Below are 22,200 nucleotides of genomic sequence, written 5' to 3' on the forward strand. Positions count from 1 at the left end.
CAATGGGGTCTGTCCCCATTGGTCCTACTCGGCAAGCTCCTTGAACTTGCCGAAGTTCACGATGCGGTCCTGGCGGCGCTCGAGCAGCTGGTCGACGGGCAGGTCCTGCAGCGTGCGAAGCGTGTCCTGGATGGCCTTCTTCAGCGAGCGCGCGGTCTCGGCCGGATCGCGATGCGCGCCGCCGAGCGGCTCGGTCACGACCTTGTCGATGAGGCCCAGCGTCTTCAGGCGCGAGGCGGTAATGCCCAGGCTCTCCGCGGCCTCCCCCGAGAAGTCGTTGCTCTTCCATAGGATCGCGGCGCAGCCCTCGGGCGAGATCACCGAGTAGGTCGAGTACTGCATCATCAGCGTGACGTCGCCCACCGCGATCGCGAGCGCGCCGCCCGAGCCGCCCTCGCCGATCACCGAAACCACGATCGGCACGCGCAGGCCTGCCATCACATAGAGGTTGCGGCCGATCGCCTCCGACTGGCCGCGCTCCTCGGCGCCGATGCCCGGATAGGCGCCCGGCGTATCGACGAACGTGAGCAGCGGCAGGCCGAACTTCTCCGCGAGCTTCATGAGCCGCAGCGCCTTGCGATAGCCCTCGGGGCGCGGCATGCCGAAGTTGCGGAAGATCTTGTCGTTGGTGTCGCGGCCCTTCTGGTGGCCGAGCACCATCACGGACTGGCCATTGAAGCGCGCGAGGCCGCCCACGATCGCCGGGTCGTCGGCGAAGCCGCGATCGCCGTGCATTTCCTCGAAATCGGTGCAGATCGCGTTCACGTAGTCGAGCGTGTAGGGTCGCTGCGGATGGCGCGCGACCTTGGAGACTTGCCAGGCGGTGAGCTTTCCGTAGATGTCCTTGGTAAGCTCGCGGCTCTTCTTCGAAAGGCGCTCGATCTCCTGCGAGATGTCGACCGCGGAGTCGTCCTGCACGAAGCGCAACTCCTCGATCTTCTGTTCGAGCTCGGCGATCGGTTGCTCGAAATCCAGGAAACTGGTTTTCACGTAGTGGAGTCGGGTCGCGGGAAGGCGGAAATGATAACGGTAAAATCACGGACATGAGCTTTCGGCTGACGAAGATCGTGACACGCACCGGGGACGACGGCACGACCGGCCTCGGGGACGGCACGCGCGTGGGCAAGGATCACGCCCGCGTGGCGGCTCTCGGCGACCTCGACGAATTGAACAGCGCCCTGGGCGCGGTCCTTGCCGAGGAACTGCCTGCGGCAGTGCGCGCCGCCCTGTCGGACGCGCAAAACGACCTGTTCGACCTCGGCGGCGAAATCTCGATTCCCGGGCGCACGGCCTTGCGGGCCGCGCACGTGGAAAACCTCGACCAGGCCATCGCCACGCTCGGCGCGGATCTTCCCCCGCTCAAGGAATTCGTCCTGCCCGGCGGCACGCGCGCCGCGGCAGCCTGTCATCTCGCACGGACCGTCTGCCGCCGTGCCGAGCGCTCGCTTGCCGCGCTGGCGCGCAACGAGGCGGTCAGTGTTGCCAGCCGCCAATACATCAACCGCCTCTCGGATCTCCTGTTCATCGCAGCGCGCGCGATCAACCGCGCCGCCGGAACCGCGGAAACCGTGTGGCAACCGGGCCGGGGAGTCGACCAGCAATGACCGCTGAAGCACAGCACGACCGCCTGGCCGCCCTCCTGGGCCGCGCCGGTCTGGGCGACCGCCCGGCCTTCGAGGAGCTTTATCACGCAACCCGATCGAAACTGTTTGCCGTCTCGCTTCGTATAGTCAGGGAGCGCCAACTGGCGGAGGAAGTCTTGCAGGACAGTTTCGTGAGCATCTGGAACCACGCGGGCGATTACGCGCAGGCGAAAAGCGCGCCCACGACATGGATGGCGGCGATCGTTCGCAATCGCAGCCTCGATGTCGTGCGCCGCTCCGCGCACGACGCGCCCGACGTGGACGAGAAGCTCGCCTCGCAGCTCGTGGACGAGTCGGCTTCGCCCGCGCAGGACTACGAGACTGCCCTCGACAAGCACGCGATCCGCGAATGCCTCGAGGAGCTCGATCCGGAGCAGCGCCAGTCGATCGCGCTCGCGTTCTATCACGGGCTGTCGCACTCGGAGCTCGCCGCGCACATGCGCAAGCCCCTGGGCACCGTGAAGACGCACGTGCGCCGCGGTTTGTTGCGATTGAAAGACTGCCTCATGCGGGCCGGAGCCTGACATGCGCAACCTTTCCACCGACACCCAGCACGCGCTCGCCGCGGAATACGTCCTCGGCACGCTGCGCGGATCAGCCCGCGCGCGTTTCACTGCGATGATGCAGGCCGATCCCGCCCTCGCCGCCGTCGTGCGCCGCTGGGAGGATTTCCTCACGCCGCTCGCCCTCAATGTCGCGCCGGTCGAACCGCGTGCCCGCGTCTGGCAGGCGATCGAAGCACGCATCGGAACGCGAACGGCCGCGAAGCCCCGGTCGTTCTGGTCGAGCCTGGATTTCTGGCGCATCGCGGGCGTGAGTCTCGCGGGTGTGGTCGTCGCGCTGCTGCTCGTGCTCATGACGCCGCGCGCACCCGAAGGCCCGATGATGATCGCCGTGCTCGTCACGCCCGAACAGGTGCCGCGCATGGTGGTCGAGCAGCACGCGGACATGATGAAGGTCCGCCCCGTGAAGGCCTGGACCTCGGCTCCGGGCGTGGACCTCGAGCTGTGGGCCATCGGCGAGGATGGCAAGCCCCGGTCGCTCGGCGTGGTCGCCTCCCACAAGGAGACCGACATGCCGATGCCGTTCGATCACGCCAAGATGAAGGGCGCGATGATGATTGCGCTCTCGCGCGAACCCAAGGGCGGCTCGCCCACGGGCACGCCCACCACCGTCCTCTGCTCGGGCCCGCTCGCGAAAACGCAGCGAGCCTGAAGTCGTAAGACTTTTGCGGGAGTGCACGGCGCCCTGCGCGCGCCTACAGTAGCGCGGTCCCTTTGCTGCAAAGGCCGACCATGCACCGCCTCCCCGCGCTACGCCTCGCCACGTTCGCCCTGATTGCCGCATTCGCCGGCGGCGCCGACGCGCAGCTCTTCAGCACCTCCGCGCCCAACCTCTCCCAGGTCAAGTACGTGACCAAGGAAAACGCCGACACGATCCTCAAGCCCGGCGACATCATGTTCAAGCGCCTGAACGATTCGTCGCCCGCGACGACGATCGGCATCTCCATCAGCGAGACGCTCATCCAGAACCTGCACGGCACGCTCGGTAGCGGCGAGGCCGCGGCCGGCGACCCGAAGGTCGTGCACGTCGCGATGTACCTCGGCGGCGGACAGACGGCCGAAGCGCACGGCGAGACGCCGGGCGAATCCGCGGGCGTGAGCCTGCGGCCGCTCTCGAAGCACGCGGGCTTCCTCTGGTTCGTCGTGCGGCCGGTCGACCAGGCGCTCGCGAAGGAGGCCGTCGCGATCGCGCGCACGTGGGCCACGGGCCGCATGGGTTACGCCCTCCCGCTCACCGTGCCGCTCTCCGACTCGAGCTTCGGCCCGAAGGCGCGCACCGAGGCACTCGAATACGGACGCGCGGCGAACGTTGCCGGCGGCCCGCCGGGCATGAGCAAGATGTTCTGCTCGCAGTTCATCCTCGCCGTGTACCAGGCCGCCGTCGTTCAACGCCAGCTCGCGAAGAATTCCAAGCTCAACGCCGACCAGGTCACGATGATCTCGGGCGTCGACCGCCAGCCCTCGAACACGTCGCCGCTGGTGATGCACGGCCGGATGATGATGACGCGCATCGGCGTCGAGTGGGATCGCGTGGGCTGGGTCGTCACGCAGAATCCTCCGGCCGAGCCGCGTCTTGGCGTGCCGGTGCTGCCCTCGCCCGGTGGCCCTGCGCAATACCAGGCGTCCAACGCGAAGTGCCTCATCGCCGTGCCGCAGATGGCCGGCTTCGCCGATCCCAAGGTCGTCGTGCGCCAGGGCTCGCCCATCGTCACGGGCCAATGCGGCGCGCCCGGATCACGCTGGGAGCTGAAGGACGGGCGCCTGCTCGCCGACAAGACGCTGTGCCTTTCGGTCAACGATGGGCGGATGGCTCCAGGCTCGCGCCTCATCCTCTGGGGCTGCCACGGCGGTGCCGACCAGCGCTGGACCTACTCGGGCAAGGCGCTGAAGCTCACCGACAAGAACCTCTGCGCGGAAGTCGTCCCGATGCCCGGCACGATGGGCATTCCGGTGCTCGCCGACTGCAAGGCCACCGTGCCCGCGCAAGCCTGGACGAGAAACTTCTAGCGCCGCAGCGCGTCGATTCCGCGGCACAGCGCCTCGACACCGTCGGCGAGCCGCGGGGTCGGGCGATAGAAGTGATCGCCGTTCACGTACACGAACGCGTCGTTGCGCACGGCCCTGAGCGTGGGCCGCTCCTTCCACCGTTCGCGAAACGCCTTCTCGCCCTCGGGGCTTCCCGCACCGACGATCACCGCGGGGTCGCGCGCCAGCATCGCTTCCCACGACACCTCGGGCGCGACTCCGGGCAATGACGCGAACGGATTCTCCGCGCCGCAAATTGCAAGCGCGTCGTTCATGTAGTGATCGCCCGCGATGGTCATGAGCGGCCGGTGCTGGATTTCGAGGAACGCGCTGATGCGCGGCTTGCCGGCGTTCGCTCGGCGAAGCGCGGCGATGCGCTGCTCGAACGCGCGCGCGCTTTCGGGATCGCCGGCCTGCCCCGTGAGGCGCGCCACCTCGCGCAATGTCCTGGGCACGTCGTCAAGGCGGCGTCCGGCGAACACCTCCACGCGTGCGCCCACGCGGGCGAAGCGCTCGCGATCGCCTTCCTTCAGGCTGTCGGCCCAGATGAGCGCGATGTCGGGCTTGAGGACCGCGAGCTTCTCCCACGAGATGCCGACCGCGTTGGAGATCGTGGGGAGCTTCTTCGCTTCCGGCGGGTAATCGCTGAATTCGCTCACCGCGATGAGTTTGTCGCCCGCACCGACCGCGTAGACGGCCTCGGTGAGGAAGGGAGACAGGGAAACGATGCGCTGCGCCTGGGCGCCGGTCGCGAGGCCCAGCGCGGCGAGCGCGGCGAGCCACGCCCTCACGCGGGTTTGCGGACCTTGAGCCGCTTCTCGTAGGCCTCGCGCGCGATCGCGCAGTCTTCGAGGAACGCCGGCAACTCTTCGAGCGTGAGGGCCTGGCCCGCATCGACCAGCGCCTTCGAGGGCTCCGGATGGATGTCGGTGAGCACGAGGTTCGCACCCGAGATGATTCCCTGCGCGGCGACGTGGAAGACATCGAGCAGGCCGTCGGGTGCGACGTCGTGCGTGCCCACCGAGTGCGACGGATCGATGCACACCGGCATGCGGGTCATGCGCTTCACGACCGGAACATGGCCGAAGTCGATCAGGTTGCGATGCGGGTCGCCGAAGTTGGTCTTCATTCCGCGCAGGCAGAAGACGATGTCGCGGTTGCCGGCGGATGCGACGTACTCGGCCGCGAGCAGCGACTCGTGCAGCGTGATGCCGAAGCCGCGCTTCAACAGGATCGGGAAGTCGCGCTGGCTGCCGACGGTCTTCAGCAGCTCGAAGTTCTGCGTGTTGCGCGTGCCGATCTGCAGCATGACGCCGGTCGCATCCCCGGTCTGGCGAAGCGCTTCGCGAATCTCGTCGACGTGCGCATCGTGCGTGACTTCCATCGAGATCACGCGAATGCCGTACTTGCCGGCGAGCTCGAACACGTACGGCAGGCATTGCTTGCCGTAACCCTGGAACGAATACGGGCTGGTGCGCGGCTTGTACGCACCCATGCGCGCGCACACCTGGCCGGCATCCTTGAGCGCCTTGAACGTCTGTTCGACGAACTCGCGCGTGTCCACCGCGTTGAGGCCGGCGACGACGTGGAAGCAGTCCTGGTCGAACGCGACGCCTTTGTATTCGAAGCGAATGGATGCATCGTTCCCGGGCCGGCGCCCGAGGATGCGGAATTCGTCGGCCTTGGCCATTACTCGTCGCGCTGCGCCAGGCGGCGCTTGCGCACGCCCTCGGCGAGCGTGGCGAGGAGCGTGGTGGTGTCGTCCCAGCCGATGCACGCGTCCGTGATCGACACGCCATGGACGAGCGGCTTGCCCGGCACGAGGTCCTGGCGGCCGGAATTGAGATGGCTCTCGACCATCACGCCGACGATGCGCTCGTCGCCCGCCGCGAGCTGCGCGGCGATATCCGCGCCGACCTCGACCTGCTTCTGGTACTGCTTCGAGGAATTCGCGTGCGAGAAATCGACCATCAATCGCGTGGCGAGGCCCGCGTTCGCGAGTTCCTTCGCAGCCGCATCGACGCTCGCGGCGTCGTAGTTCGGCGTCTTGCCGCCGCGCAGGATCACGTGGCAGTCCTCGTTGCCCGCGGTCTCGAAGATCGCGGCCTGCCCGGTCTTGGTCATCCCCATGAAGGCGTGGGGCGCGGCCGCGGCGCGCAGCGCATCGACGGCCACGCGCACCGAACCGTCCGTGCCGTTCTTGAATCCGACCGGGCACGACAGGCCCGAGGCGAGCTGGCGATGCGATTGCGATTCCGTGGTGCGCGCGCCTATCGCACCCCAGCTGATGAGGTCCGAGATGTACTGCGGCGAAAGGAGATCGAGGAACTCGGTGCCCGCGGGCAATCCGAGACGATTCACCTCGAGCAGGAGGCTTCGCGCGAGGCGCAGGCCCTCGTTGATCGCGAAGGTGCCGTCGAGATGCGGATCGTTGATGAAGCCCTTCCAGCCGACGGTCGTGCGCGGCTTCTCGAAATACACGCGCATCACGATGAGCAGGTCGGCTTCGTAGCGCAGCGCTTCGGCCCGCAGGCGCCGTGCGTATTCCATCGCGGCCTCGGCGTCGTGGATCGAGCACGGGCCGACGATGGCGAGCAGGCGATCATCCCCGCCATGGAGCACGCGGTGGATCGACTGGCGGCCGGCGGCGACCGTTGCGAGTGCCACGTCGTCGGCGGGCAACGTCTCGTGCAGCAACTGCGGCGCCATGAGCGCACGAATGCCGGTGATGCGTAGGTCGTCGGTTGGGGTCAGGTTCGCAGGTTCTTGTTGCCCTTCGCGAACCTGACCCCCGATTTTCCGAATTTTCATATCACTCATCGCGCGCAATCCTGCGGCGGCGCACGCCATCGGCGAGCACGTCGAGCAGCTTCACCGTGTCCGCCCAGCCGATGCAGGCATCGGTGATCGACACGCCATACTCGAGCGCCTTGCCGGGAACGAGGTCCTGCCGCCCCGGGTTGATGTGGCTCTCGACCATCACGCCGACGATGCGCTCCTCGCCCGCTCCGAGCTGGTTCGCGACATCGACGCCGACGTCCATCTGGCGCTGGTACTGCTTCGAGGAATTTGCGTGCGAGAAATCGACCATGAGGCGCTGCGCGAGACCCGAGGACGCGAGCTCCTTGCACGCCAACTCCACACTCGCCGCATCGTAGTTCGGCGTCTTGCCGCCGCGCAGGATCGCGTGGCAGTCCTCGTTGCCCGCGGTCTTGAACATCGCGACGTGGCCCGACTTGGTGACCGAGATGAAATGGTGGCGCGCGGAAGCCGCCTTGATCGCGTCGACCGCGATGCGCACGTTGCCGTCCGTGCCGTTCTTGAAGCCCACGGGGCACGACAGGCCCGAGGCGAGCTGGCGATGCGATTGCGATTCCGTGGTGCGCGCACCGATCGCGCCCCAGCTGATGAGGTCGGCGATGTACTGCGGCGAGATGAGGTCGAGGAACTCCGTGCCGCACGGCACGCCCTGGTTGTTGATGTCGAGCAGGAGCTTCCGCGCGAGCCGCAGGCCCTCGTTCATGTCGAACGTGTCGTTGAGGTGAGGGTCGTTGATGAGCCCCTTCCAGCCGACGGTGGTGCGCGGCTTTTCGAAGTACACGCGCATCACGATCGAGAGGTCGGCGCGCAGGCGCTCGCGCTCGGCCTTCAGGCGCGCGGCGTATTCGAGCGCGGCCTTCGAATCGTGGATCGAGCACGGGCCGACCACGACCAGCAGGCGGTCGTCGGCCGCGCGCAGGATGTCGTGGATGCTGCGGCGCGCTTCGAAGGTGGTGGCTTCCGTCGCCTCGTTGGCGGGCAGCTCGCGCATGACCTGCATGGGCGCGAGCAGCTCGTCTCCCTGCTCGATGCGGACGTCGTCGGTACGGTAGTGGGTCACGATTCACTCTTCATAAAACAAAAACCGCCAGTCGGCGGCTGGCGGTTTGCGGGGATCGCGTTTCCTTGCGGTTCGCGTTACTTCCTCCCGGCCGCCAGCAGCGTGGGATACCAGAACCAAAAGAAGTAAGGCGCGGTGCGAAGCATGCGAAGAATGGTAGCACAGGGCCCCACCCGCTCGCCGCGTGCGCGGGGGCCGATATACTGGCTGCATGCGCACCCTCCTCCTCGCCGTCGCCGCCTGCTTCGCCTTCCACGCCCACGCCGCGGATGAACCGAAGAAGCCACCCGTGACCCTCGACTTCCGCCTCGAGCCGGGCAAGATTCATGAAGAGTGCATGAAGCTCGCCAAGGACCAGGCCAAGCGGTTCGAATGGACGTCCGATACGAACATCGACTTCAACGTCCACTATCACAAGGGCCAGGAAGCGTTCTATCCGTTCAAGGCAAACAACCGCAAGGCGGCGAAGGCGCGTTTCGTGGCCGACCATGCCGACGAATACTGCTGGATGTGGATCGCGAAGAAGGAGCCGGCCACGGTGCGTGGCTCGATCAAGTAGCCTCGGGCAGGTGATAGACTTCTTGCGGCACCTGGCGCCTATGTCGGCACCAGCAAAAAATACAAAGGGGGAATGTCCATGTTCATGCGCGTCGTCGTCGGAATCGGTGTCGTCGTCGGTTTGATCGCTTGCACCGTCGTCCCCCTCAACAATGTAGAGAACGCCGCCCTCGTCACCGCCAGTGGCAAGACGCCCACGGCGACGGCCGTTCGCGGCGCCATCGTGCAGGCGGGCGCGGGGCTGGGCTGGGTCATGACGGATGTGAAGCCCGGCGTCCTCCAGGCCACGCTCAACCTGCGCACGCATTCGGCGGTCGTCGAGATCCCGTATACGCCCACGTCGTTCAGCATCGTCTACAAGTCGAGCACCAACCTCGACGCGGGCAACGGCCAGATCCACAAGAACTACAACGGCTGGATCCAGAACCTTCAGCGCGACATCAAGGCGCGCGTTTCGGCCCTCTAACTTTCGTCGCCGCGCACCCGACCTTCGCCATGGACCACACCATCGACATCGAGCAGGAGCTCGCCAGCCTGCTCGTGGAGACGCTGCACCTCGAGGGTGTGGCCGCGAACCAGATCGATCCCGTGGCGCCGTTGTTCGGCGAGGGGCTCGGCCTCGATTCGCTCGACATGCTCGAGCTGTCGATGGCGATCGAACAGAAATACGGCATCAAGCTGCGCTCGGACGACCCGGACAACCGCACGATCTTCGCGTCGTTGCGCAGCCTTGGCCAGTATGTCCAGAAGAACGGCCGGGCCTGAGTCCGGCCTCCAGATCCCCGCACTCCGCCCACTGCTCCGCTGGACACTGCTCGCGCTAGGCGCGGCGTATGTCCTCGCGTCACTCGCCGGACTGCGGCTCGATCGCGCCGCACTTCCGTGGCTCGCGTACCTGCCGCCGCTCGCGGGCTTTGCCTTCATGGCGGCCGTCTTTGCGTCCACGTTGCGCGCAGGCTCGGAGCCGCTGGTCACGCGGGTCGCGCGCCGGGAACATCCGCGGCTTCCTGACGAGCTCCGGTCGTACACGCGATCGCTCACCGCGACCTGGGCAGCCATGTTCGTGGCCCTCCTCATCGTGGGGATCGTGCTCGCATTCGCGACGCCCTTCCCCGCCTGGGCGCGCGGGATCCAGGCACTGGCCGTCGTCGTGCCCGCGATTCTCTTTCTCGGCGAGCATCGCTATCGCTGCGCGCGCTTTCCCCAGTACACCCATGCCTCGCCGCTACGCCTCTTCCTGAACATCGTCGCCGTGATGAAGGACTTCGCCACGGGCGCGCGGGCCACGAAGCTTCCCTTGCTCACCTGCTCCTCGCTCGCCGCGCCGCTGCTGATCGATGCGCGCGACCCGGTGAGCGTGGAGCGCTACCTCGGGCAGGTGCGCGCGCTCGCCGCCGCGCTTCCTGAAGACGCGCCGGTCATCAACCTGTGCGAGTCGCGCCACGGATTCCTCGTCGCGTTCGGCGCGGCCCTTTCCGGCGCGCGCGTTTCGCTGCTGCCGCCGGGCCAGGCGCGCGGCGACTGGGAGAGGCTGCTCGCGTCGCATCCGGGCGCGATCATTCTTGGCGACCCGCCGCCGCAGGATGTTCGCGCGTCGCATCTCGATGTCCGGCCCTACCTCGGGCTCGATGTCCGCAGCCGCGAGATTCCCCTCATCGACGCGGACCGCCCGGCGGCGATCCTCTTCACCTCCGGCAGCACCGGAGAGCCGGTCGGCCATGTGAAAACCTGGGCGCAACTCTGGAACGGGGCCGAGGCGTGGGCCCAGGCATTGGGTTGGAGCGGCGCCGATTCCATCGCGATCATCGGCAGCATTCCGCCGCAACACATGTTCGGCCTCGAGGCGACGGTCGCGCTGCCCTTCCGGATGGGTGTGCCGATTCATGCCCACAAGCCGCTGCTGCCCGCCGACGTGGAAGGCGCGCTGCGGGACGGCGCCTACTCTTATTGGTGGATGACCACGCCCATCCACCTGCGCACGTCGCTCGCCTCGAGTGCGGGCATTGCGCGATCCGGCGGCATCGTCTCGTCCACCATGAGCCTTGCGCCGGCAATCGCGAAGGCAGCCGAGGCACGCTGGGGCACGGCGGTGTTCGAGATCTACGGGTCGACCGAGACCGGCGCGATGGCCGTTCGTCGTCCGTCGGCCGATCCGCGCTGGGCGCCGCTCGCGGGACTTACGCTCGTTCCTGGGCCCGAGTCCGTGCGCGTCGAGGGCGAGCGTCTTGGCGAGCCGGTCACGGTGCACGACCTGCTCGAGTTCGAATCCGACGGACGCTTTCACTGGAAAGGACGCGCGGCCGATGTCGTGAAGGTCGCCGGCAAGCGCGCGTCGATCTCCGCGCTCGACCGCCGCCTGCTCGAGATCGAAGGGGTGGAGGACGGCGCGTGGTATGCGCCGGAAGCTTCCGACGGCGAAGTCCGGCGGCTCGTGGCCTTCTACGTTTCCGAAAAGGTCGAGCCCGAGACCGTGACCGAATGCCTGCGCCGCGAAGTGGACGCGGTCTTCATGCCGCGCCCGCTGGTGCGCGTCGCGCGGCTGCCGCGCAACGCCAACGGCAAGCTCACCCGAGCCGCGCTCGCGGCGCTCGTCGAGCAGTCGCATTCGCCCGAGCGCTTCACGATCGCACATGACCACCCCGCGATGGCGGGCCACTTCCCCGGCCAGCCGATCGTGCCGGGCGCGCTCATCCTCGGCCGCGTGGCCGACGTGCTTCGCGCGCGCTTCGCCCAGCGCCCCGGCACGCTCGCGACCGCGCGCTTCCATGCGCCCCTCGCACCGGGCGAATCGGTGCTGGTGGAGGCGCACCGCGAGGGCGCGCGTGTCGGCTTCGAGGTGAAGCGCGGCGAGACGCTCGTCGCGAGCGGCACGTGGAGGCTCGAATGAGTACCGCCTGGCGCGCGCGTCCGGAACGCAGCACGCCCTTCGTGGTGCGCGCGGGCATCGCGGTCGCCCTGTACGGCGGACGCGCCGCGATCCGCGCGGCGGCCTGGGTGGGCTGCCTCTATTTCCTCGCCACCGCTCCCGAGACCCGCGCGGCATCCCGGGAATTCCTCACGCGCGCTCTCGGCAAGCCTGCGGGACTGCGCCAGGTCCTCGCGCACCTGCATTGCTTCGGGACCACGCTCGTCGATCGCGCGTATCTCCTCACCGGGCAGCACGACCGCTTCCACGTCGAGGTCGAAAACGAGCAGGTCCTTCGCGAGAGCCTCGCGCTCGGTCGGGGCTGCCTGCTCTTCGGATCGCACCTCGGAAGCTTCGAGATGCTGGGCGTGGTGGGCAGCGTAGCGAAGGGCCTGCCGGTGAACGTCGTGATGAACGTCGACGAGAACTCCAACATCCACCGCCTGCTCGCGGAGAAGGGCGGCGGCCTGCCCTACCGCGTCATCGCGCTGGGCTCGCCCGGTGCGATGATGGCCGTGCGCGAATGCCTCGAGCGCGGCGAGATCGTGGGACTGCTCGTCGATCGCGTCTACGGTACCGAGCAGACTTGCGCGCTGCCCTTCTTCGGGACGCCGGCGCCATTCTCGCTCGCACCCTTCCAGCTCGCGCGCATCACCGGGGCGCCGGTCGTGATGGCCTTCGCGATCTTCGAGGGCGGCCAGCGCTACCGCGTGAGCTTCACGCCGCTCGCCGCGCGCATCGAGCGCGAAGCCGGTGCGCCCTGCGACGGCCTGTCCCCGTGGATGCAGCAGTACGTCGATGAGCTCGAGCGCCGCGCGCGCGCCGCCCCCTTCAACTGGTTCAACTTCTACGACTACTGGGCCTCGCGATGAAGCGCCTGCTCGCGGTGCTGGCCCTCGCCGCGCTCCCGGCCCATGCGCTCGACGAGGCCGGACTCATGCAGCTGCTCGCGGCGACCACGGAAGTCGCGAAGCCCTACACCGAGAAGAAGTTCTCGCCGCTGCTCATCGGAAGCGTCGACAGCGCCGGCACGCTTCGCTACCGGAAGGGTGAAGTGCTCGAGAAGCAAGTCGCCACACCTCGCGCCGAGCGCTACCGCATCCTCGCCGACGCCGTGTCCGTCGAGCGCAACGGCAAGGAGCAGCGCATCGCGTTTTCGTCGCGGCCCGCGCTCGCCGGCCTGGCCGCGAGCCTGCGCGGCGTGCTCTCGGGCAACGCGGCGGAACTGCGCAAGCACTTCGCGCTCAAGGTCGAAGGCAACGAAGCGGCGTGGACCCTGGAGCTCACGCCCACGGGCGACGTGCTCCGGTCGTATGTCGAGCGCGTGCTGGTTGCCGGCCGCGCCGGGCGCGTGACCCGCATCGAGACATTCGAGACCAACGGCGACCGCACGCTCATGGAGATCGGCCCATGACGCGCATCGCCGCCGTCGCCGCGCTCTTCATGCTGCTCGCCCTCGCGCTGGCAACCACGGTGCGCGTGCAGAGCGACTTCACCGCGTTCCTGCCCGCCACGACCACGCCCGAGCAGCGGCTCCTGGTCGCGCAGCTTCGCGACGGTCTCGTCTCGCGCACCATGCTGATCGCCCTCGAGGGTGCGGATAGCGCCGCGCTCGCCAAGGCAAGCCGCGACATCGCCGCGCGGCTTTCGCCGATGCCGGAGTTCACGCTGGTCGGGAATGGCGCATCGCTCGCGTCCCCGGGGCTGGTCGACAAGCTGCTCGCGCGCCGCTACGTGCTGAGCCCCGGGGTGACGCCCGAATCCTTCACGGTCGAGGCACTCCGGCGCGCGCTCGATGCACGCCTCGAGGAATTCGCGAATCCGCTCGGCGGCGCCACGCGGGCCCTGCTGCCGCGCGACCCCACCGCCGAATTCGCCGCGGTCGCGCGCCAGCTCGTTCCCGTCTCGCAGCCGGCGCTGCGCGAAGGCGTGTGGTTCGACACACGCGGCGAGCGCGCGCTGCTCGTCGCGCAGACGCGCGCACCCGGCTACGACAGCGCGGCGCAAGCCGTCGCCGTGCGGCATGTGCAGGACGCCGCCGGCGCGGCCAATCCCGCCGTCCGGGTGGTGATGAGCGGCCCGGGCGTGTTCGCGGCCGAGTCGCACCGCGTCATCGAGCGCGATGCGAAGTGGCTGGGCGCCGCATCGCTCGCGGCCGTGCTGGTGCTGCTGGCGTTCGTCTATCGCTCGCCGCGCGCGGTGCTGGTGGTCGCGACCCCGGTGGCGCTGGGCATCTCGGCGGGCGTGCTCGCGGTGCAGGCCGGTTTCGGCTCGGTACATGCGATCACGCTGGGCTTCGGCGCGACGCTGGTCGGCGAAGCGGTGGACTACCCGAACTACGTCCTCGTGCAATCGAGCGGCGATGCCGGCGGCCTGCAGCGCGTGGGCCCGACGCTGGCACTCGGGGTGCTCACGACGGTCGCCAGCGCCCTGGCGCTCGCGTTCTCGGGATTCCAGGGGCTCGCGCAGCTCGGTGTTCTCACGATCGTCGGGATCCTGGTCGCGGGCATCGCATCGCGCTGGCTCGTGCCCTGGCTCATGGCCGGCCATGAGCCGCGCGTGCATGCGCTGCCCATTCCCCGGAGCTGGCGGCGCGGCGTCTCACCTCGCACGCGCGTGATCGGCGCCATCGCGACCGTCGTCGCGATCGCCGCGGCCATCATCGTGCTGCTGGGCACCCATCCGGCGTGGTGGGAGCGCGACCTCGCGAACCTGAGCCCCGTGCCGGCGGACGCGCGCGCGCGCGATACCGAGCTGCGCGGCGAGATGGGCGCACCCGACGTGAGCTTCCTCGCCGCATCGCGTGGGGCCACCGAAGACGAGGCGCTGGCGAATGCCGCCGCGGCGATTCCCGTGCTCACTCGCGAGCAGGCCCGCGGCGCGCTGCGCGGCTTCGATTCACCCGCGGCCCTCGTGCCGCCGGAGGCCGTGCAACGCGCACGCCTCGCCGCACTTCCCGCACCCGAGGCGCTCGCCGCCAACCTGCGCGAGGCGTTGCGTGGAACGCCGTTCAAGCCCGATGCCTTCGGCCCTTTTCTCAAGGACGTCGAGACCGCGCGCGGCGCACCGCTTGTCACGCGCGCCGACTATGCCGGAACGCCGCTCGCGGCGAAGCTCGACGCGCTGCTCGTGCGCGTCGACGATCAATGGGTGGCCCTCACGCCGCTCGCCGGTGTTGCCGACGCGACGGCACTCGAGTCCGCGATCGCGCGCGAGACCGGCGGCAAGACGCGCATCGTCGACCTCAAGGCGATCTCGACGGGCATGGTCGAAAGCTACCTCGGCGAATCCCTGCGCCAGGTCGCGATCGGCGCCGTGTTGATCGCGCTCCTTCTTCTCGTCGGGTTGCGCTCGGCAAAGCGCACCGCGCGCGTGCTCTTTCCCAGCCTCGCGGCGATCGCGCTCGCCGTGGCGACGATGGTCGCACTCGGCACGAAGATCAGCGTCTTCCACCTCGTGGCCCTCCTCCTCGTGCTGGGCATCGGCCTCAACTACGCGCTCTTCCTGGAGAACGCAGGAACGACGGACGAGCAGCGCGAACGCACGCGCCAGGCGCTCGCCCTGTGCGTGGCGACTTCGGTCGCCACCTTCGGACTGCTCGCTTTCTCCTCGACCCCCGTGCTGCGCGCGATCGGCACGACGGTCGCCATGGGCGCGCTGCTGTCATTGGGCCTCGCCGTCGCATGGCTGGGAACGCCGGAGGAGCGCGCATGAAACCGCTCGCGGTCACCGCGTTCACGACGACCAATCCCGCCGGCGTGGGCAACGCCGCGACGCTCTCGGCGTTGCGTGCCGGCCGCACCGGACTCGAGCCCAACACGCTCGAGTGGGCGCCGATCCCCTGCTGGGTGGGCGCGGTGCCCGCCGCTCATCGCATTCGCCTTCCCGCCTCGCTCGCCGACTACGACTGCGTCAACACGCGGCTCGCACTCCTCGCGCTCGAGCAGGACGGGTTCCTCGACGCCGTCGCGCGCGCGCGCAACCGCGTCGGCGCCGGTCGCGTCGGTGTTTTCCTCGGCACGACGACCTCGGGCATCCGCTCGACCGAGCAGGCCTACGCGCGGCGCGCCGCCGACGGCTCGCTTCCCGCCGATTTCCGCTACGACACGTGCCACAACATGGACTCGACCACGGAGTTCGTGCGCCGCGCGCTCGGCGTGTCCGGCCCGAGCCTCACGGTCTCCACCGCGTGCTCGTCGAGCGCGAAGGTATTCGCCACCGCGGAGCAGTACCTGCGCGCCGGGCTGGTGGACGCCGCCGTCGTGGGCGGCGTCGACACGCTCTGCCTCACGACGCTCTACGGGTTCAACTCGCTGCAGCTCGTCGCGGAAGACGTCTGCCGGCCCTACGATGCGCAGCGCAAGGGCCTCACGATCGGCGAGGCCGGTGGCTTCGCATTGCTCGAGGAGCAAGGCGGCGCGCTGCAACTCCTGGGCTATGGCGAAACTTGCGACGCGCACCACATGTCGACGCCGCACCCGGAAGGCGCGGGTGCGCGGCTCGCCATGAGCGCCGCGCTGGAGGCCGCGGGCCTGGAGGCGACCGCGATCGATTACGTGAACCTGCATGGGACGGCCTCTCCTGCGAACGACATCGCCGAAGGTCGCGCGGTCCATGCCCTCTTCGGCGACCGCGTCCCGTGCTCCTCGACGAAGGGGATCACTGGCCACACGCTGGGTGCCGCGGGAATCACCGAGGCGGCGATCGCGCTGCTCGCGCTGCAAGCGGGTTTTCGTCCCGGCAGCCCCACGACCCGCACGGTCGATCCGGCGACGCTTTGCCGCATCGAGGTCGCCGGGGCCGATGCGAAGCTCGAGCGCGTGATGAGCAACAGCTTCGGCTTCGGCGGGAACAACTGCTCGCTCATCTTCGGGAAGGCGGCCTGATGCGCGCCCACGTGCGATCGATCGGCGTGCTCGCACCCGGGCTCACCGGCTGGGACGCCGCGCGCGCCGTGTTGCGCGGGGAGCGTCCGCTCGAACGCGTGCCGATCGCCCCACCCGCGCCGCGCTGCCTTCCGGCCGCCGAGCGGCGCCGCAGCAGCCCTACCGCGCGCCTCGCGATCGCCGTCGCCGAGGAAGCGATCGACGGCTCGGGCATTCCGGCGGCACAAATGGAAATGGTGTTCGCCGCGGCCGAGGCCGCGGGCGAGATCACGCACCAGCTGTGCGAAGTGCTCGCGGGCACGCGCGAAGTGTCGCCGACCGTCTTCCACAACTCGGTGCACAACGCGCCACTGGGCTACCTCAGCATCGCCACCGGCGCGCGCCTTTCGGGCACGAGCATCTGCCGGGGGCGATGGACCTTTGCCGCCGGCTTCGTCGCCGCCGCGCTGCAGGCGCAGTCCTCGCGCCGGCCCGTGCTCTTCGTCTGCTACGACAGTGTGCTGCCCCCGCCGCTGCAAGCGACGTGCGCAATGGTCGACCCGACGGCCATCGCGATGGTGCTGACACCCGAGTCGATGCCCGGCACGATCGCCAGCGCGCAGCTCTCGATCGAGACGGTGGCATCGCCGCCGGAGTGGCCGGCCTGGATTCCCCCGGCGTGGCACGCAAACCCCAGCGCACGCGGCCTCGCCTCGCTGGGCGCGCTCGCCACGCCCGGCGGCCTGGCCAGCGTTCCGTTCTGCGACGGGCAGCACCTGGAGATCCGGTGCTAGGCCGCGACGCCATCGCCGCGCGCATCCCGCACACCGGGCGGATGGTCCTGCTCGATCACGTGCTCGAATGGGACGCGCAGTCGATTCGCTGCGCCACGCGCTCGCACCTCGACGCGAACAATCCGCTGCGCGATCCGGGCGGCCTGCCGGTGTGGGCGGGCGTCGAGTACGCCGCGCAGGCCGCCGCCGTTCACGGCTCGCTGCTCGCCGGCGGCGCGCCGCGCCTGGGCTACCTCGCGCTCGCGCGCGACGTGCGGCCCCATTGCGAGCGCCTCGACAGCATCGAGGGCGAGCTGGTCGCGCGAGTGACCGTGGTGCACGCGGACCCGGCGGGGGCGATCTACGACTTCGAACTCACCTGCGCCACGCGCGTGCTGCTCACCGGCCGCGCAACACTCATGTATGCGAAGGTCAGCGCATGAAGGCCGCGGTCATTCCCGCCCTCGGCGAGGCCGCGACGATCCGTGACATCGCGCAGCGCACGCGGGCATGGGTCGACCTCGTCGTGATCGTCGACGATGGCTCGAGCGACGGCACGGCGGCGCGGCTCGAAGGGCTCGACGTGGTCGTGCTGCGCCACGAGTCGCGGCGCGGCAAGGCCGCGGCGCTCTGGACCGGCTTCGCGCACGCGCTGGCCTGCGGCGCCGACGCCATCGTCACGATCGACGGCGACGGCCAGCACGGTCCCGAGGACATCCCGCGGCTGCTCGCCGCGCACGCGCGCTTTCCCGATCGCATCGTCATCGGATCGCGGCTGCACGATCGCGCCAACTTCCCGGCGCGGCGTTACTACGCGAACTGCTTCGCGCGCTTCTGGATCTCGTGGGCGGCGGGCTACCCGATCGCCGACACGCAGACGGGGTTTCGCGTCTACCCGGCCGCGCTGCTCGCGGCCCTCGATCGCGACGACTTCCACGGCGACGGCTTCGTGTTCGAGAGCGAGGTCCTGATCCGCGCGGCGAAGATGGGCATTCACGCCATCGCCGTGCCGATTCCGGGGATCTATCCGAAGGCGGCTCGCGCGAGCCACTTCCGGCCCGTCGCCGACATCGCGCGCATCGTCATCATGGTTGGGGGCTACCTGTTCCGCCCCGGCATGTTCGCGAAACTGCGGCGCAGCCTGGGCCGCGCCGAGATCATCGAGCAGGATCCAGCGCGCGGCTGAGCACCTGGTTCACGAGTGCCGCGGCCTCGGGATCGCGCAGCACGGACATGTGCGTGGCATCGAATCCGTAGACCCGCGTGGCGTTGCGCTGCGCCGGCGCCGCGAGCTGGCTTGCGACGGTGACCGTCTGGTCGTCCGAGGGACCGAAGGACGACGCCCTGCGCTCGAACGTGAAGATCAAATGGTGCGGCGGCTCGCCCGGCACGGGCCTCGCGTACAGGCCGCGCAGGTACTCGCTGCCCGGAGCAATGTCCTCCCACGCGCGAACGACAGCCGGGGCATTCTTCACGCCGAGCTCGGCGGCGGCGTGACCGTTCCAGGGCGTGGAGATCGTGACGAAGGCGACGATCTGCGTCGGATCGGCGCGCCCCTGGTGCTGCAGCACGAACCCGCGCGCGACGAGCCCGCCCATGCTGTGCGCGACGACCGCGATGCGCCGCACGTCGTGGCGCAGCGAGAGCTTCACGATCGACTGGTCGAGGTGCCTCGCGACATTCCCGAGATGCGCGCCCGAGGGGTAGTAGTAGACCCACGGCTGGAAGCGCGTGCGGTCGAGGTGCTCGATCAGGTAGGAAAAGTTCGCGGGCGTGCCGTTGATCCCGTGGACGAAGAGCACCGGGATCTTGCGCGGATCGTAGGGCTCGAGGAAATACACGCCCGCGTATCCGGCAACCACGAAATCGAGCGGCCGCCACATGCCGCTGCGCGCGTTGTCGTCGTCGAAGCGAGCGTGGGAGAGTGCCGTGACCTCGCCCAGCGACGTGAGCTGGCCGAGGGTCGCGTACTCGCGACTCGAGGGATCGCGCGGCTCGAGGCGCGAGACGTCGAACGTGGCATCGAGCCGTCCCTCCGACTTCTCCGGCACGCGAAGCGTGAAGTCCGTGAGGCGGGCACCGGCGGTGCAGCGGATCGGACCCGAGGGATCAATCAGAGCGAACGCTTCCCCGGGCTGGTACTGGAGGTCGCGGTTCACGTCCTCGAATGCCGCGAGCCCGTAGGCGCCGGGCGGCGCGACGAAGACCCACCGGCCCTTGCCTTCCAGCACGAAATTGTCGACGGCGCGCCAGGCGCCGTCGTCGGCGCGGCGCGCGAGGGTCACGACGATCGGGCCCTGCAATTCATCTTGCGTGGCGACGCTGCCGGCCACGACGCAGGCGGCATCGATCTCGCGCTGCTGTTCCCGCACATCGCGGAACACGCACCCGCCGGCGACGAAGCCGAACGCGAGCGCGAGGCAGAGCCCAGGCCGCATCAGGCCGGAACGAATTTCAGCGCGACGCCGTTGTTGCAGTAGCGTTTGTTGGTGGGCTTGGGCCCATCGTCGAACACGTGGCCCTGGTGGCCGCCGCACCGGGTGCAGTGATACTCGGTGCGTGGATAGATGATCTTGTAGTCGGTCTTCGTCCCCAGGCGCCCCTCGATGGGTGCCCAGAAGCTGGGCCATCCGGTGCCGCTCTCGTACTTCTTGTCGGACATGAACAGCGGCAGGTCACAGCCTGCGCAGGCGTAGTGCCCCTTGCGCTTCTCCGCATTGAGCGGGCTCGAGCCGGCGCGTTCCGTCCCTTCCTCGCGCAGCACCGAGTAGGCCTCGGGCGAGAGGCGCTTCTTCCATTCTTCCTTCGAGAGCGCGATCTTCTCGATCGCGATGGCATCCTCCGGACCGGCCATGGCGGCCCTGGAAAGGGCGAACAACCCACCCAGCACGATCACGAATTCACGGCGTTTCATGGCAGTCCCATCGTTTGGAGAATGACTTGGTTACGCGCAAGGCCCGGTGGCAGATGCAACCTAGGGCGCCTTGAGGCCCGCGGCCTTGAAGCATTGCACGAGCGCGGCCGGCGTGAGCTTGCGGACCTCGTCGAGCGAATGCAGCTGTTCGCGCCCACAGCCGACGCACTTGAACACCGGCATCGAGATCTCGACGTCGAACTCCGGCGTGGATTTGTAGCTTTCGCGAGCACGGAATGCATGGCGGTGGTCCTCCTTCGGCGCGAGGTCCTTGCCGCATTCGGTGCAGACGTAGTGCTTGATCAGGAATCCCTTGGCGCGGCCGGCGGGCAGCTTCGCCTCGTCCTCGTCGACCAGGTGGGTCATCAGCCAGAGCGGGAACTCGGCGTGCACGAAGTAGCGATGCTTCTTCTCGCATTCGAGGGCGGGCATGCCCGAGAGCGTGATGCGCATCGGTTTTTCCTCGCCAACCTGGTCCGCGAGCGCGATCAGCGCGAGGGGCGTGTGGCATACAGGGCATGCTTTTCCAGCTGCGGTGCTCATGTCCACCTCCTGTGAGGTCTAGGCGGTTCCTCCCACGGTAAGGCCCTCGATGCGCAGCGTCGGCTGGCCTACGCCCACCGGCACCGACTGGCCTTCCTTGCCGCACATGCCCACGCCCGGATCGAGCGACATGTCGTCGCCGATCATCGCCACGCGCGTTAGCGCATCGGGCCCGTTGCCGATGAGGGTCGCGCCCTTCACCGGGTAGAGCTTCTTGCCCTTCTCCACCCACCACGCTTCGGATGCGGAGAAGACGAACTTGCCGCTGACGATATCGACCTCGCCACCACCGAAGTTCGGGAAGAACAGGCCGCGGTCGAGCGAGGCGAGGATCTCGTCCGCGTCCTGGTCGCCCGACAGCATGTAGGTGTTGGTCATGCGCGGCATCGGCAGCGCGGCATACGATTCGCGCCGGCCGTTGCCCGTGGGGGCCACGCCCATGAGGCGCGCGTTGAGGCTGTCCTGCATGTAGCCGCGCAGCACGCCGTCCTCGATGAGCACGTTGCGCTGCGTGGTGTTGCCTTCGTCGTCGATCGAGAGCGAGCCGCGGCGGTCGGGCAACGTGCCGTCGTCGACCACGGTCACGCCCTTGGCGGCCACGCGCTCGCCGATGCGCCCGCTGAATGCCGAGGTGCCCTTGCGATTGAAGTCGCCTTCGAGGCCATGACCGATCGCCTCGTGCAGCAGGATGCCGGGCCAGCCGGGTCCGAGCACGACGCTCATCGCGCCGGCCGGTGCGGGGCGTGAATCGAGATTCACCGTGGCCTGGCGTACCGCGTCGCCCGCCATCTTCTGGAGGCGCTCGTCCGTGAAATGTTCGTAGCCGAAGCGTCCGCCACCACCCGCGTGGCCTTGCTCGCGACGCCCGTCCTGCTCGGCGATCACCGTGACCGACAGGTGAACGAGCGGGCGCACGTCGGCGGCCAGCGTTCCATCGGCGCGCGCGACGAGCACGACGTCGTATTCGCCCGAAAGGCGGCCGATCACCTGCTTCACGCGCGGATCGATGCGGCGCGCCATCTTCTCCACGGTTTCGAGGATCAGGACCTTCTTCGCATCATCGAGGCCGGCAACCGGATCGATGGGTGCATAGAGACCCGAGCCCGTGCGCACATTGGGCGCGGCCACGCTGGCATCGCCGCCATCGGCGGCAATCGCGCGGGTCACGCGCGCCGCGGCATCGAGCGCGCCTTCGTTGATGTCGTCCGAGTAGGCGAACGCAGTCTTCTCGCCCGACACGACCCGCACGCCCACGCCCTGGTCGATGGAGAAGCTGCCGTTCTTCACTTCGCCTTCTTCCAGCGTCCAGCCTTCGGAGCGGTTGTGCTGGAAGTAGAGATCGGCGTCATCGGCGCGATGCGCGAGGATCGTGCCGAACGTGCGCGCGAGCGACTGCTCGTCGAGCCCGAACGGGGTCAGCAACGCCGCCTTGGCGATATCGAGGGGGGTAGGTCCGGGCTTCGTCATGGTTTTTTCCAGTGGCAGGCGGCAGTGACAGGGGCCGAAGGGGTGGGACCGTTTTTTTTCTGGG

At 68.7% G+C, this 22,200-nt stretch carries 24 protein-coding genes; 15 read left to right on the forward strand and 9 right to left on the reverse strand.

Translation table 11 applies throughout. The features are described from left to right. Nucleotides 1-24: 24 nt before the first annotated feature. Nucleotides 25-990 (reverse strand): acetyl-CoA carboxylase carboxyltransferase subunit alpha, encoded by a 966-nt coding sequence (locus DSM104440_RS12820; protein ID WP_171163233.1) that lies wholly within the window; start codon nt 988-990, stop codon nt 25-27. A 53-nt stretch (nt 991-1,043) separates the two neighbouring features. Here DSM104440_RS12820 and DSM104440_RS12825 point away from each other — a divergent pair, with 53 nt between their 5' ends. From DSM104440_RS12825 to DSM104440_RS12840, 4 genes are all read left to right on the forward strand, one after another. Continuing rightward, the gene (locus DSM104440_RS12825) at nt 1,044-1,604 is read left to right on the forward strand and encodes a cob(I)yrinic acid a,c-diamide adenosyltransferase (protein ID WP_171163235.1); all 561 of its coding nucleotides are present in this window, start codon (nt 1,044-1,046) and stop codon (nt 1,602-1,604) included. Then, the gene (locus DSM104440_RS12830; protein ID WP_171163237.1) at nt 1,601-2,167 is read left to right on the forward strand and encodes a sigma-70 family RNA polymerase sigma factor; all 567 of its coding nucleotides are present in this window, start codon (nt 1,601-1,603) and stop codon (nt 2,165-2,167) included. Before DSM104440_RS12825 ends, DSM104440_RS12830 begins: the two co-directional genes overlap by 4 nt. A gap of 1 nt (nt 2,168) precedes the next feature. Continuing rightward, the gene (locus tag DSM104440_RS12835; RefSeq protein WP_171163239.1) at nt 2,169-2,858 is read left to right on the forward strand and encodes an anti-sigma factor; all 690 of its coding nucleotides are present in this window, start codon (nt 2,169-2,171) and stop codon (nt 2,856-2,858) included. An 80-nt stretch (nt 2,859-2,938) separates the two neighbouring features. Next, nucleotides 2,939-4,213, forward strand: a complete 1,275-nt coding sequence (locus DSM104440_RS12840) for a ricin-type beta-trefoil lectin domain protein (protein WP_171163241.1) — start codon at nt 2,939-2,941, stop codon at nt 4,211-4,213. On the opposite strand, the gene DSM104440_RS12845 is transcribed toward DSM104440_RS12840, so the two are convergent. The 4 genes from DSM104440_RS12845 to DSM104440_RS12860 all read right to left on the reverse strand — a co-directional run bounded on the left by DSM104440_RS12845 (nt 4,210) and on the right by DSM104440_RS12860 (nt 8,051). Continuing rightward, on the reverse strand, nt 4,210-5,022 hold the full coding sequence (locus DSM104440_RS12845) for a cobalamin-binding protein (protein ID WP_171163243.1): 813 nt from the start codon (nt 5,020-5,022) through the stop codon (nt 4,210-4,212). The two genes, DSM104440_RS12840 and DSM104440_RS12845, sit on opposite strands and share 4 nt — an antisense overlap. Then, complete coding sequence (locus DSM104440_RS12850; protein WP_171163245.1) at nt 5,019-5,921, reverse strand: DAHP synthetase I family protein; 903 nt, start codon at nt 5,919-5,921, stop codon at nt 5,019-5,021. The genes DSM104440_RS12845 and DSM104440_RS12850 overlap by 4 nt, the downstream gene beginning before the upstream one ends. Beyond that, nucleotides 5,921-6,940 carry a 3-deoxy-7-phosphoheptulonate synthase gene (locus DSM104440_RS12855; RefSeq protein WP_246212158.1) on the reverse strand — a complete coding sequence of 340 codons (1,020 nt, stop codon included), beginning with the start codon at nt 6,938-6,940 and terminating at the stop codon, nt 5,921-5,923. Before DSM104440_RS12855 ends, DSM104440_RS12850 begins: the two co-directional genes overlap by 1 nt. 103 nt (nt 6,941-7,043) lie before the next feature. Beyond that, a complete protein-coding gene (locus DSM104440_RS12860; RefSeq protein ID WP_246212159.1) occupies nt 7,044-8,051 on the reverse strand; it encodes a 3-deoxy-7-phosphoheptulonate synthase in 1,008 nt (335 codons plus the stop codon). A 271-nt stretch (nt 8,052-8,322) separates the two neighbouring features. On the opposite strand from DSM104440_RS12860, the gene DSM104440_RS12865 reads away from it, so the two are divergent. The 11 genes from DSM104440_RS12865 (at nt 8,323) to DSM104440_RS12915 (ending at nt 18,398) form a co-directional block, all read left to right on the forward strand. Further along, nucleotides 8,323-8,670, forward strand: coding sequence for a hypothetical protein (locus tag DSM104440_RS12865; protein WP_171163251.1), 348 nt, complete (start codon nt 8,323-8,325; stop codon nt 8,668-8,670). 78 nt (nt 8,671-8,748) lie between these two features. Then, a complete protein-coding gene (locus DSM104440_RS12870; RefSeq protein ID WP_171163253.1) occupies nt 8,749-9,135 on the forward strand; it encodes a hypothetical protein in 387 nt (128 codons plus the stop codon). A gap of 29 nt (nt 9,136-9,164) precedes the next feature. Then, a complete protein-coding gene (locus DSM104440_RS12875; RefSeq protein WP_171163255.1) occupies nt 9,165-9,434 on the forward strand; it encodes a phosphopantetheine-binding protein in 270 nt (89 codons plus the stop codon). Then, nucleotides 9,409-11,556, forward strand: a complete 2,148-nt coding sequence (locus DSM104440_RS12880; RefSeq protein WP_171163257.1) for an AMP-binding protein — start codon at nt 9,409-9,411, stop codon at nt 11,554-11,556. The genes DSM104440_RS12875 and DSM104440_RS12880 overlap by 26 nt, the downstream gene beginning before the upstream one ends. Next, nucleotides 11,553-12,446, forward strand: coding sequence for a lysophospholipid acyltransferase family protein (locus DSM104440_RS12885; protein ID WP_171163259.1), 894 nt, complete (start codon nt 11,553-11,555; stop codon nt 12,444-12,446). The genes DSM104440_RS12880 and DSM104440_RS12885 overlap by 4 nt, the downstream gene beginning before the upstream one ends. After that, a complete protein-coding gene (locus tag DSM104440_RS12890; RefSeq protein ID WP_171163261.1) occupies nt 12,443-12,988 on the forward strand; it encodes a LolA-related protein in 546 nt (181 codons plus the stop codon). Before DSM104440_RS12885 ends, DSM104440_RS12890 begins: the two co-directional genes overlap by 4 nt. Continuing rightward, nucleotides 12,985-15,288, forward strand: coding sequence for an MMPL family transporter (locus tag DSM104440_RS12895; protein ID WP_171163263.1), 2,304 nt, complete (start codon nt 12,985-12,987; stop codon nt 15,286-15,288). The genes DSM104440_RS12890 and DSM104440_RS12895 overlap by 4 nt, the downstream gene beginning before the upstream one ends. After that, nucleotides 15,285-16,460: a beta-ketoacyl-ACP synthase gene (locus tag DSM104440_RS12900; RefSeq protein ID WP_171163265.1), complete on the forward strand. Its 1,176-nt coding sequence runs from the start codon at nt 15,285-15,287 to the stop codon at nt 16,458-16,460. Before DSM104440_RS12895 ends, DSM104440_RS12900 begins: the two co-directional genes overlap by 4 nt. Beyond that, nucleotides 16,460-17,233 carry a beta-ketoacyl synthase chain length factor gene (locus tag DSM104440_RS12905; protein ID WP_171163267.1) on the forward strand — a complete coding sequence of 258 codons (774 nt, stop codon included), beginning with the start codon at nt 16,460-16,462 and terminating at the stop codon, nt 17,231-17,233. The genes DSM104440_RS12900 and DSM104440_RS12905 overlap by 1 nt, the downstream gene beginning before the upstream one ends. Further along, nucleotides 17,227-17,655 (forward strand): hotdog family protein, encoded by a 429-nt coding sequence (locus DSM104440_RS12910; protein WP_212758063.1) that lies wholly within the window; start codon nt 17,227-17,229, stop codon nt 17,653-17,655. Before DSM104440_RS12905 ends, DSM104440_RS12910 begins: the two co-directional genes overlap by 7 nt. Beyond that, on the forward strand, nt 17,652-18,398 hold the full coding sequence (locus DSM104440_RS12915) for a glycosyltransferase family 2 protein (RefSeq protein ID WP_171163269.1): 747 nt from the start codon (nt 17,652-17,654) through the stop codon (nt 18,396-18,398). The genes DSM104440_RS12910 and DSM104440_RS12915 overlap by 4 nt, the downstream gene beginning before the upstream one ends. Here DSM104440_RS12915 and DSM104440_RS12920 read toward each other — a convergent pair. The 4 genes from DSM104440_RS12920 to tldD are packed head-to-tail and all read right to left on the reverse strand — an operon-like array spanning nt 18,370 to nt 22,136. Beyond that, the gene (locus DSM104440_RS12920) at nt 18,370-19,650 is read right to left on the reverse strand and encodes an alpha/beta fold hydrolase (RefSeq protein ID WP_171163271.1); all 1,281 of its coding nucleotides are present in this window, start codon (nt 19,648-19,650) and stop codon (nt 18,370-18,372) included. The genes DSM104440_RS12915 and DSM104440_RS12920 overlap by 29 nt on opposite strands. Further along, nucleotides 19,650-20,126 (reverse strand): peptide-methionine (R)-S-oxide reductase MsrB, encoded by a 477-nt coding sequence (gene msrB, locus DSM104440_RS12925; RefSeq protein WP_171163273.1) that lies wholly within the window; start codon nt 20,124-20,126, stop codon nt 19,650-19,652. The genes DSM104440_RS12920 and msrB overlap by 1 nt, the downstream gene beginning before the upstream one ends. Before the next feature lie 60 nt (nt 20,127-20,186). After that, nucleotides 20,187-20,669: a hypothetical protein gene (locus DSM104440_RS12930; RefSeq protein WP_171163274.1), complete on the reverse strand. Its 483-nt coding sequence runs from the start codon at nt 20,667-20,669 to the stop codon at nt 20,187-20,189. Nucleotides 20,670-20,687: 18 nt separating this feature from the next. Next, nucleotides 20,688-22,136 carry a metalloprotease TldD gene (gene tldD / locus DSM104440_RS12935; RefSeq protein ID WP_171163276.1) on the reverse strand — a complete coding sequence of 483 codons (1,449 nt, stop codon included), beginning with the start codon at nt 22,134-22,136 and terminating at the stop codon, nt 20,688-20,690. Nucleotides 22,137-22,200: the final 64 nt, after the last annotated feature.

Origin of the sequence: Usitatibacter palustris, from assembly GCF_013003985.1 — a bacterium.
In the GTDB taxonomy this organism is placed as follows: Bacteria; Pseudomonadota; Gammaproteobacteria; order Burkholderiales; family Usitatibacteraceae; genus Usitatibacter; species Usitatibacter palustris.

What these genes read in the sequence shown, in the direction of transcription:
- DSM104440_RS12920 (WP_171163271.1), bottom strand. Translation starts at nt 19,650, where the DNA reads ATGCGGCCTGGGCTCTGCCTCGCGCTCGCGTTCGGCTTCGTCGCCGGC.
- msrB (WP_171163273.1), bottom strand. Translation starts at nt 20,126, where the DNA reads ATGAAACGCCGTGAATTCGTGATCGTGCTGGGTGGGTTGTTCGCCCTT.
- DSM104440_RS12900 (WP_171163265.1), top strand. Translation starts at nt 15,285, where the DNA reads ATGAAACCGCTCGCGGTCACCGCGTTCACGACGACCAATCCCGCCGGC.
- DSM104440_RS12830 (WP_171163237.1), top strand. Translation starts at nt 1,601, where the DNA reads ATGACCGCTGAAGCACAGCACGACCGCCTGGCCGCCCTCCTGGGCCGC.
- DSM104440_RS12860 (WP_246212159.1), bottom strand. Translation starts at nt 8,051, where the DNA reads ATGCAGGTCATGCGCGAGCTGCCCGCCAACGAGGCGACGGAAGCCACC.
- DSM104440_RS12835 (WP_171163239.1), top strand. Translation starts at nt 2,169, where the DNA reads ATGCGCAACCTTTCCACCGACACCCAGCACGCGCTCGCCGCGGAATAC.
- DSM104440_RS12885 (WP_171163259.1), top strand. Translation starts at nt 11,553, where the DNA reads ATGAGTACCGCCTGGCGCGCGCGTCCGGAACGCAGCACGCCCTTCGTG.
- tldD (WP_171163276.1), bottom strand. Translation starts at nt 22,136, where the DNA reads ATGACGAAGCCCGGACCTACCCCCCTCGATATCGCCAAGGCGGCGTTG.
- DSM104440_RS12930 (WP_171163274.1), bottom strand. Translation starts at nt 20,669, where the DNA reads ATGAGCACCGCAGCTGGAAAAGCATGCCCTGTATGCCACACGCCCCTC.
- DSM104440_RS12875 (WP_171163255.1), top strand. Translation starts at nt 9,165, where the DNA reads ATGGACCACACCATCGACATCGAGCAGGAGCTCGCCAGCCTGCTCGTG.
- DSM104440_RS12915 (WP_171163269.1), top strand. Translation starts at nt 17,652, where the DNA reads ATGAAGGCCGCGGTCATTCCCGCCCTCGGCGAGGCCGCGACGATCCGT.
- DSM104440_RS12895 (WP_171163263.1), top strand. Translation starts at nt 12,985, where the DNA reads ATGACGCGCATCGCCGCCGTCGCCGCGCTCTTCATGCTGCTCGCCCTC.
- DSM104440_RS12870 (WP_171163253.1), top strand. Translation starts at nt 8,749, where the DNA reads ATGTTCATGCGCGTCGTCGTCGGAATCGGTGTCGTCGTCGGTTTGATC.
- DSM104440_RS12905 (WP_171163267.1), top strand. Translation starts at nt 16,460, where the DNA reads ATGCGCGCCCACGTGCGATCGATCGGCGTGCTCGCACCCGGGCTCACC.
- DSM104440_RS12840 (WP_171163241.1), top strand. Translation starts at nt 2,939, where the DNA reads ATGCACCGCCTCCCCGCGCTACGCCTCGCCACGTTCGCCCTGATTGCC.
- DSM104440_RS12865 (WP_171163251.1), top strand. Translation starts at nt 8,323, where the DNA reads ATGCGCACCCTCCTCCTCGCCGTCGCCGCCTGCTTCGCCTTCCACGCC.
- DSM104440_RS12880 (WP_171163257.1), top strand. Translation starts at nt 9,409, where the DNA reads ATGTCCAGAAGAACGGCCGGGCCTGAGTCCGGCCTCCAGATCCCCGCA.
- DSM104440_RS12850 (WP_171163245.1), bottom strand. Translation starts at nt 5,921, where the DNA reads ATGGCCAAGGCCGACGAATTCCGCATCCTCGGGCGCCGGCCCGGGAAC.
- DSM104440_RS12855 (WP_246212158.1), bottom strand. Translation starts at nt 6,940, where the DNA reads ATGGCGCCGCAGTTGCTGCACGAGACGTTGCCCGCCGACGACGTGGCA.
- DSM104440_RS12825 (WP_171163235.1), top strand. Translation starts at nt 1,044, where the DNA reads ATGAGCTTTCGGCTGACGAAGATCGTGACACGCACCGGGGACGACGGC.
- DSM104440_RS12890 (WP_171163261.1), top strand. Translation starts at nt 12,443, where the DNA reads ATGAAGCGCCTGCTCGCGGTGCTGGCCCTCGCCGCGCTCCCGGCCCAT.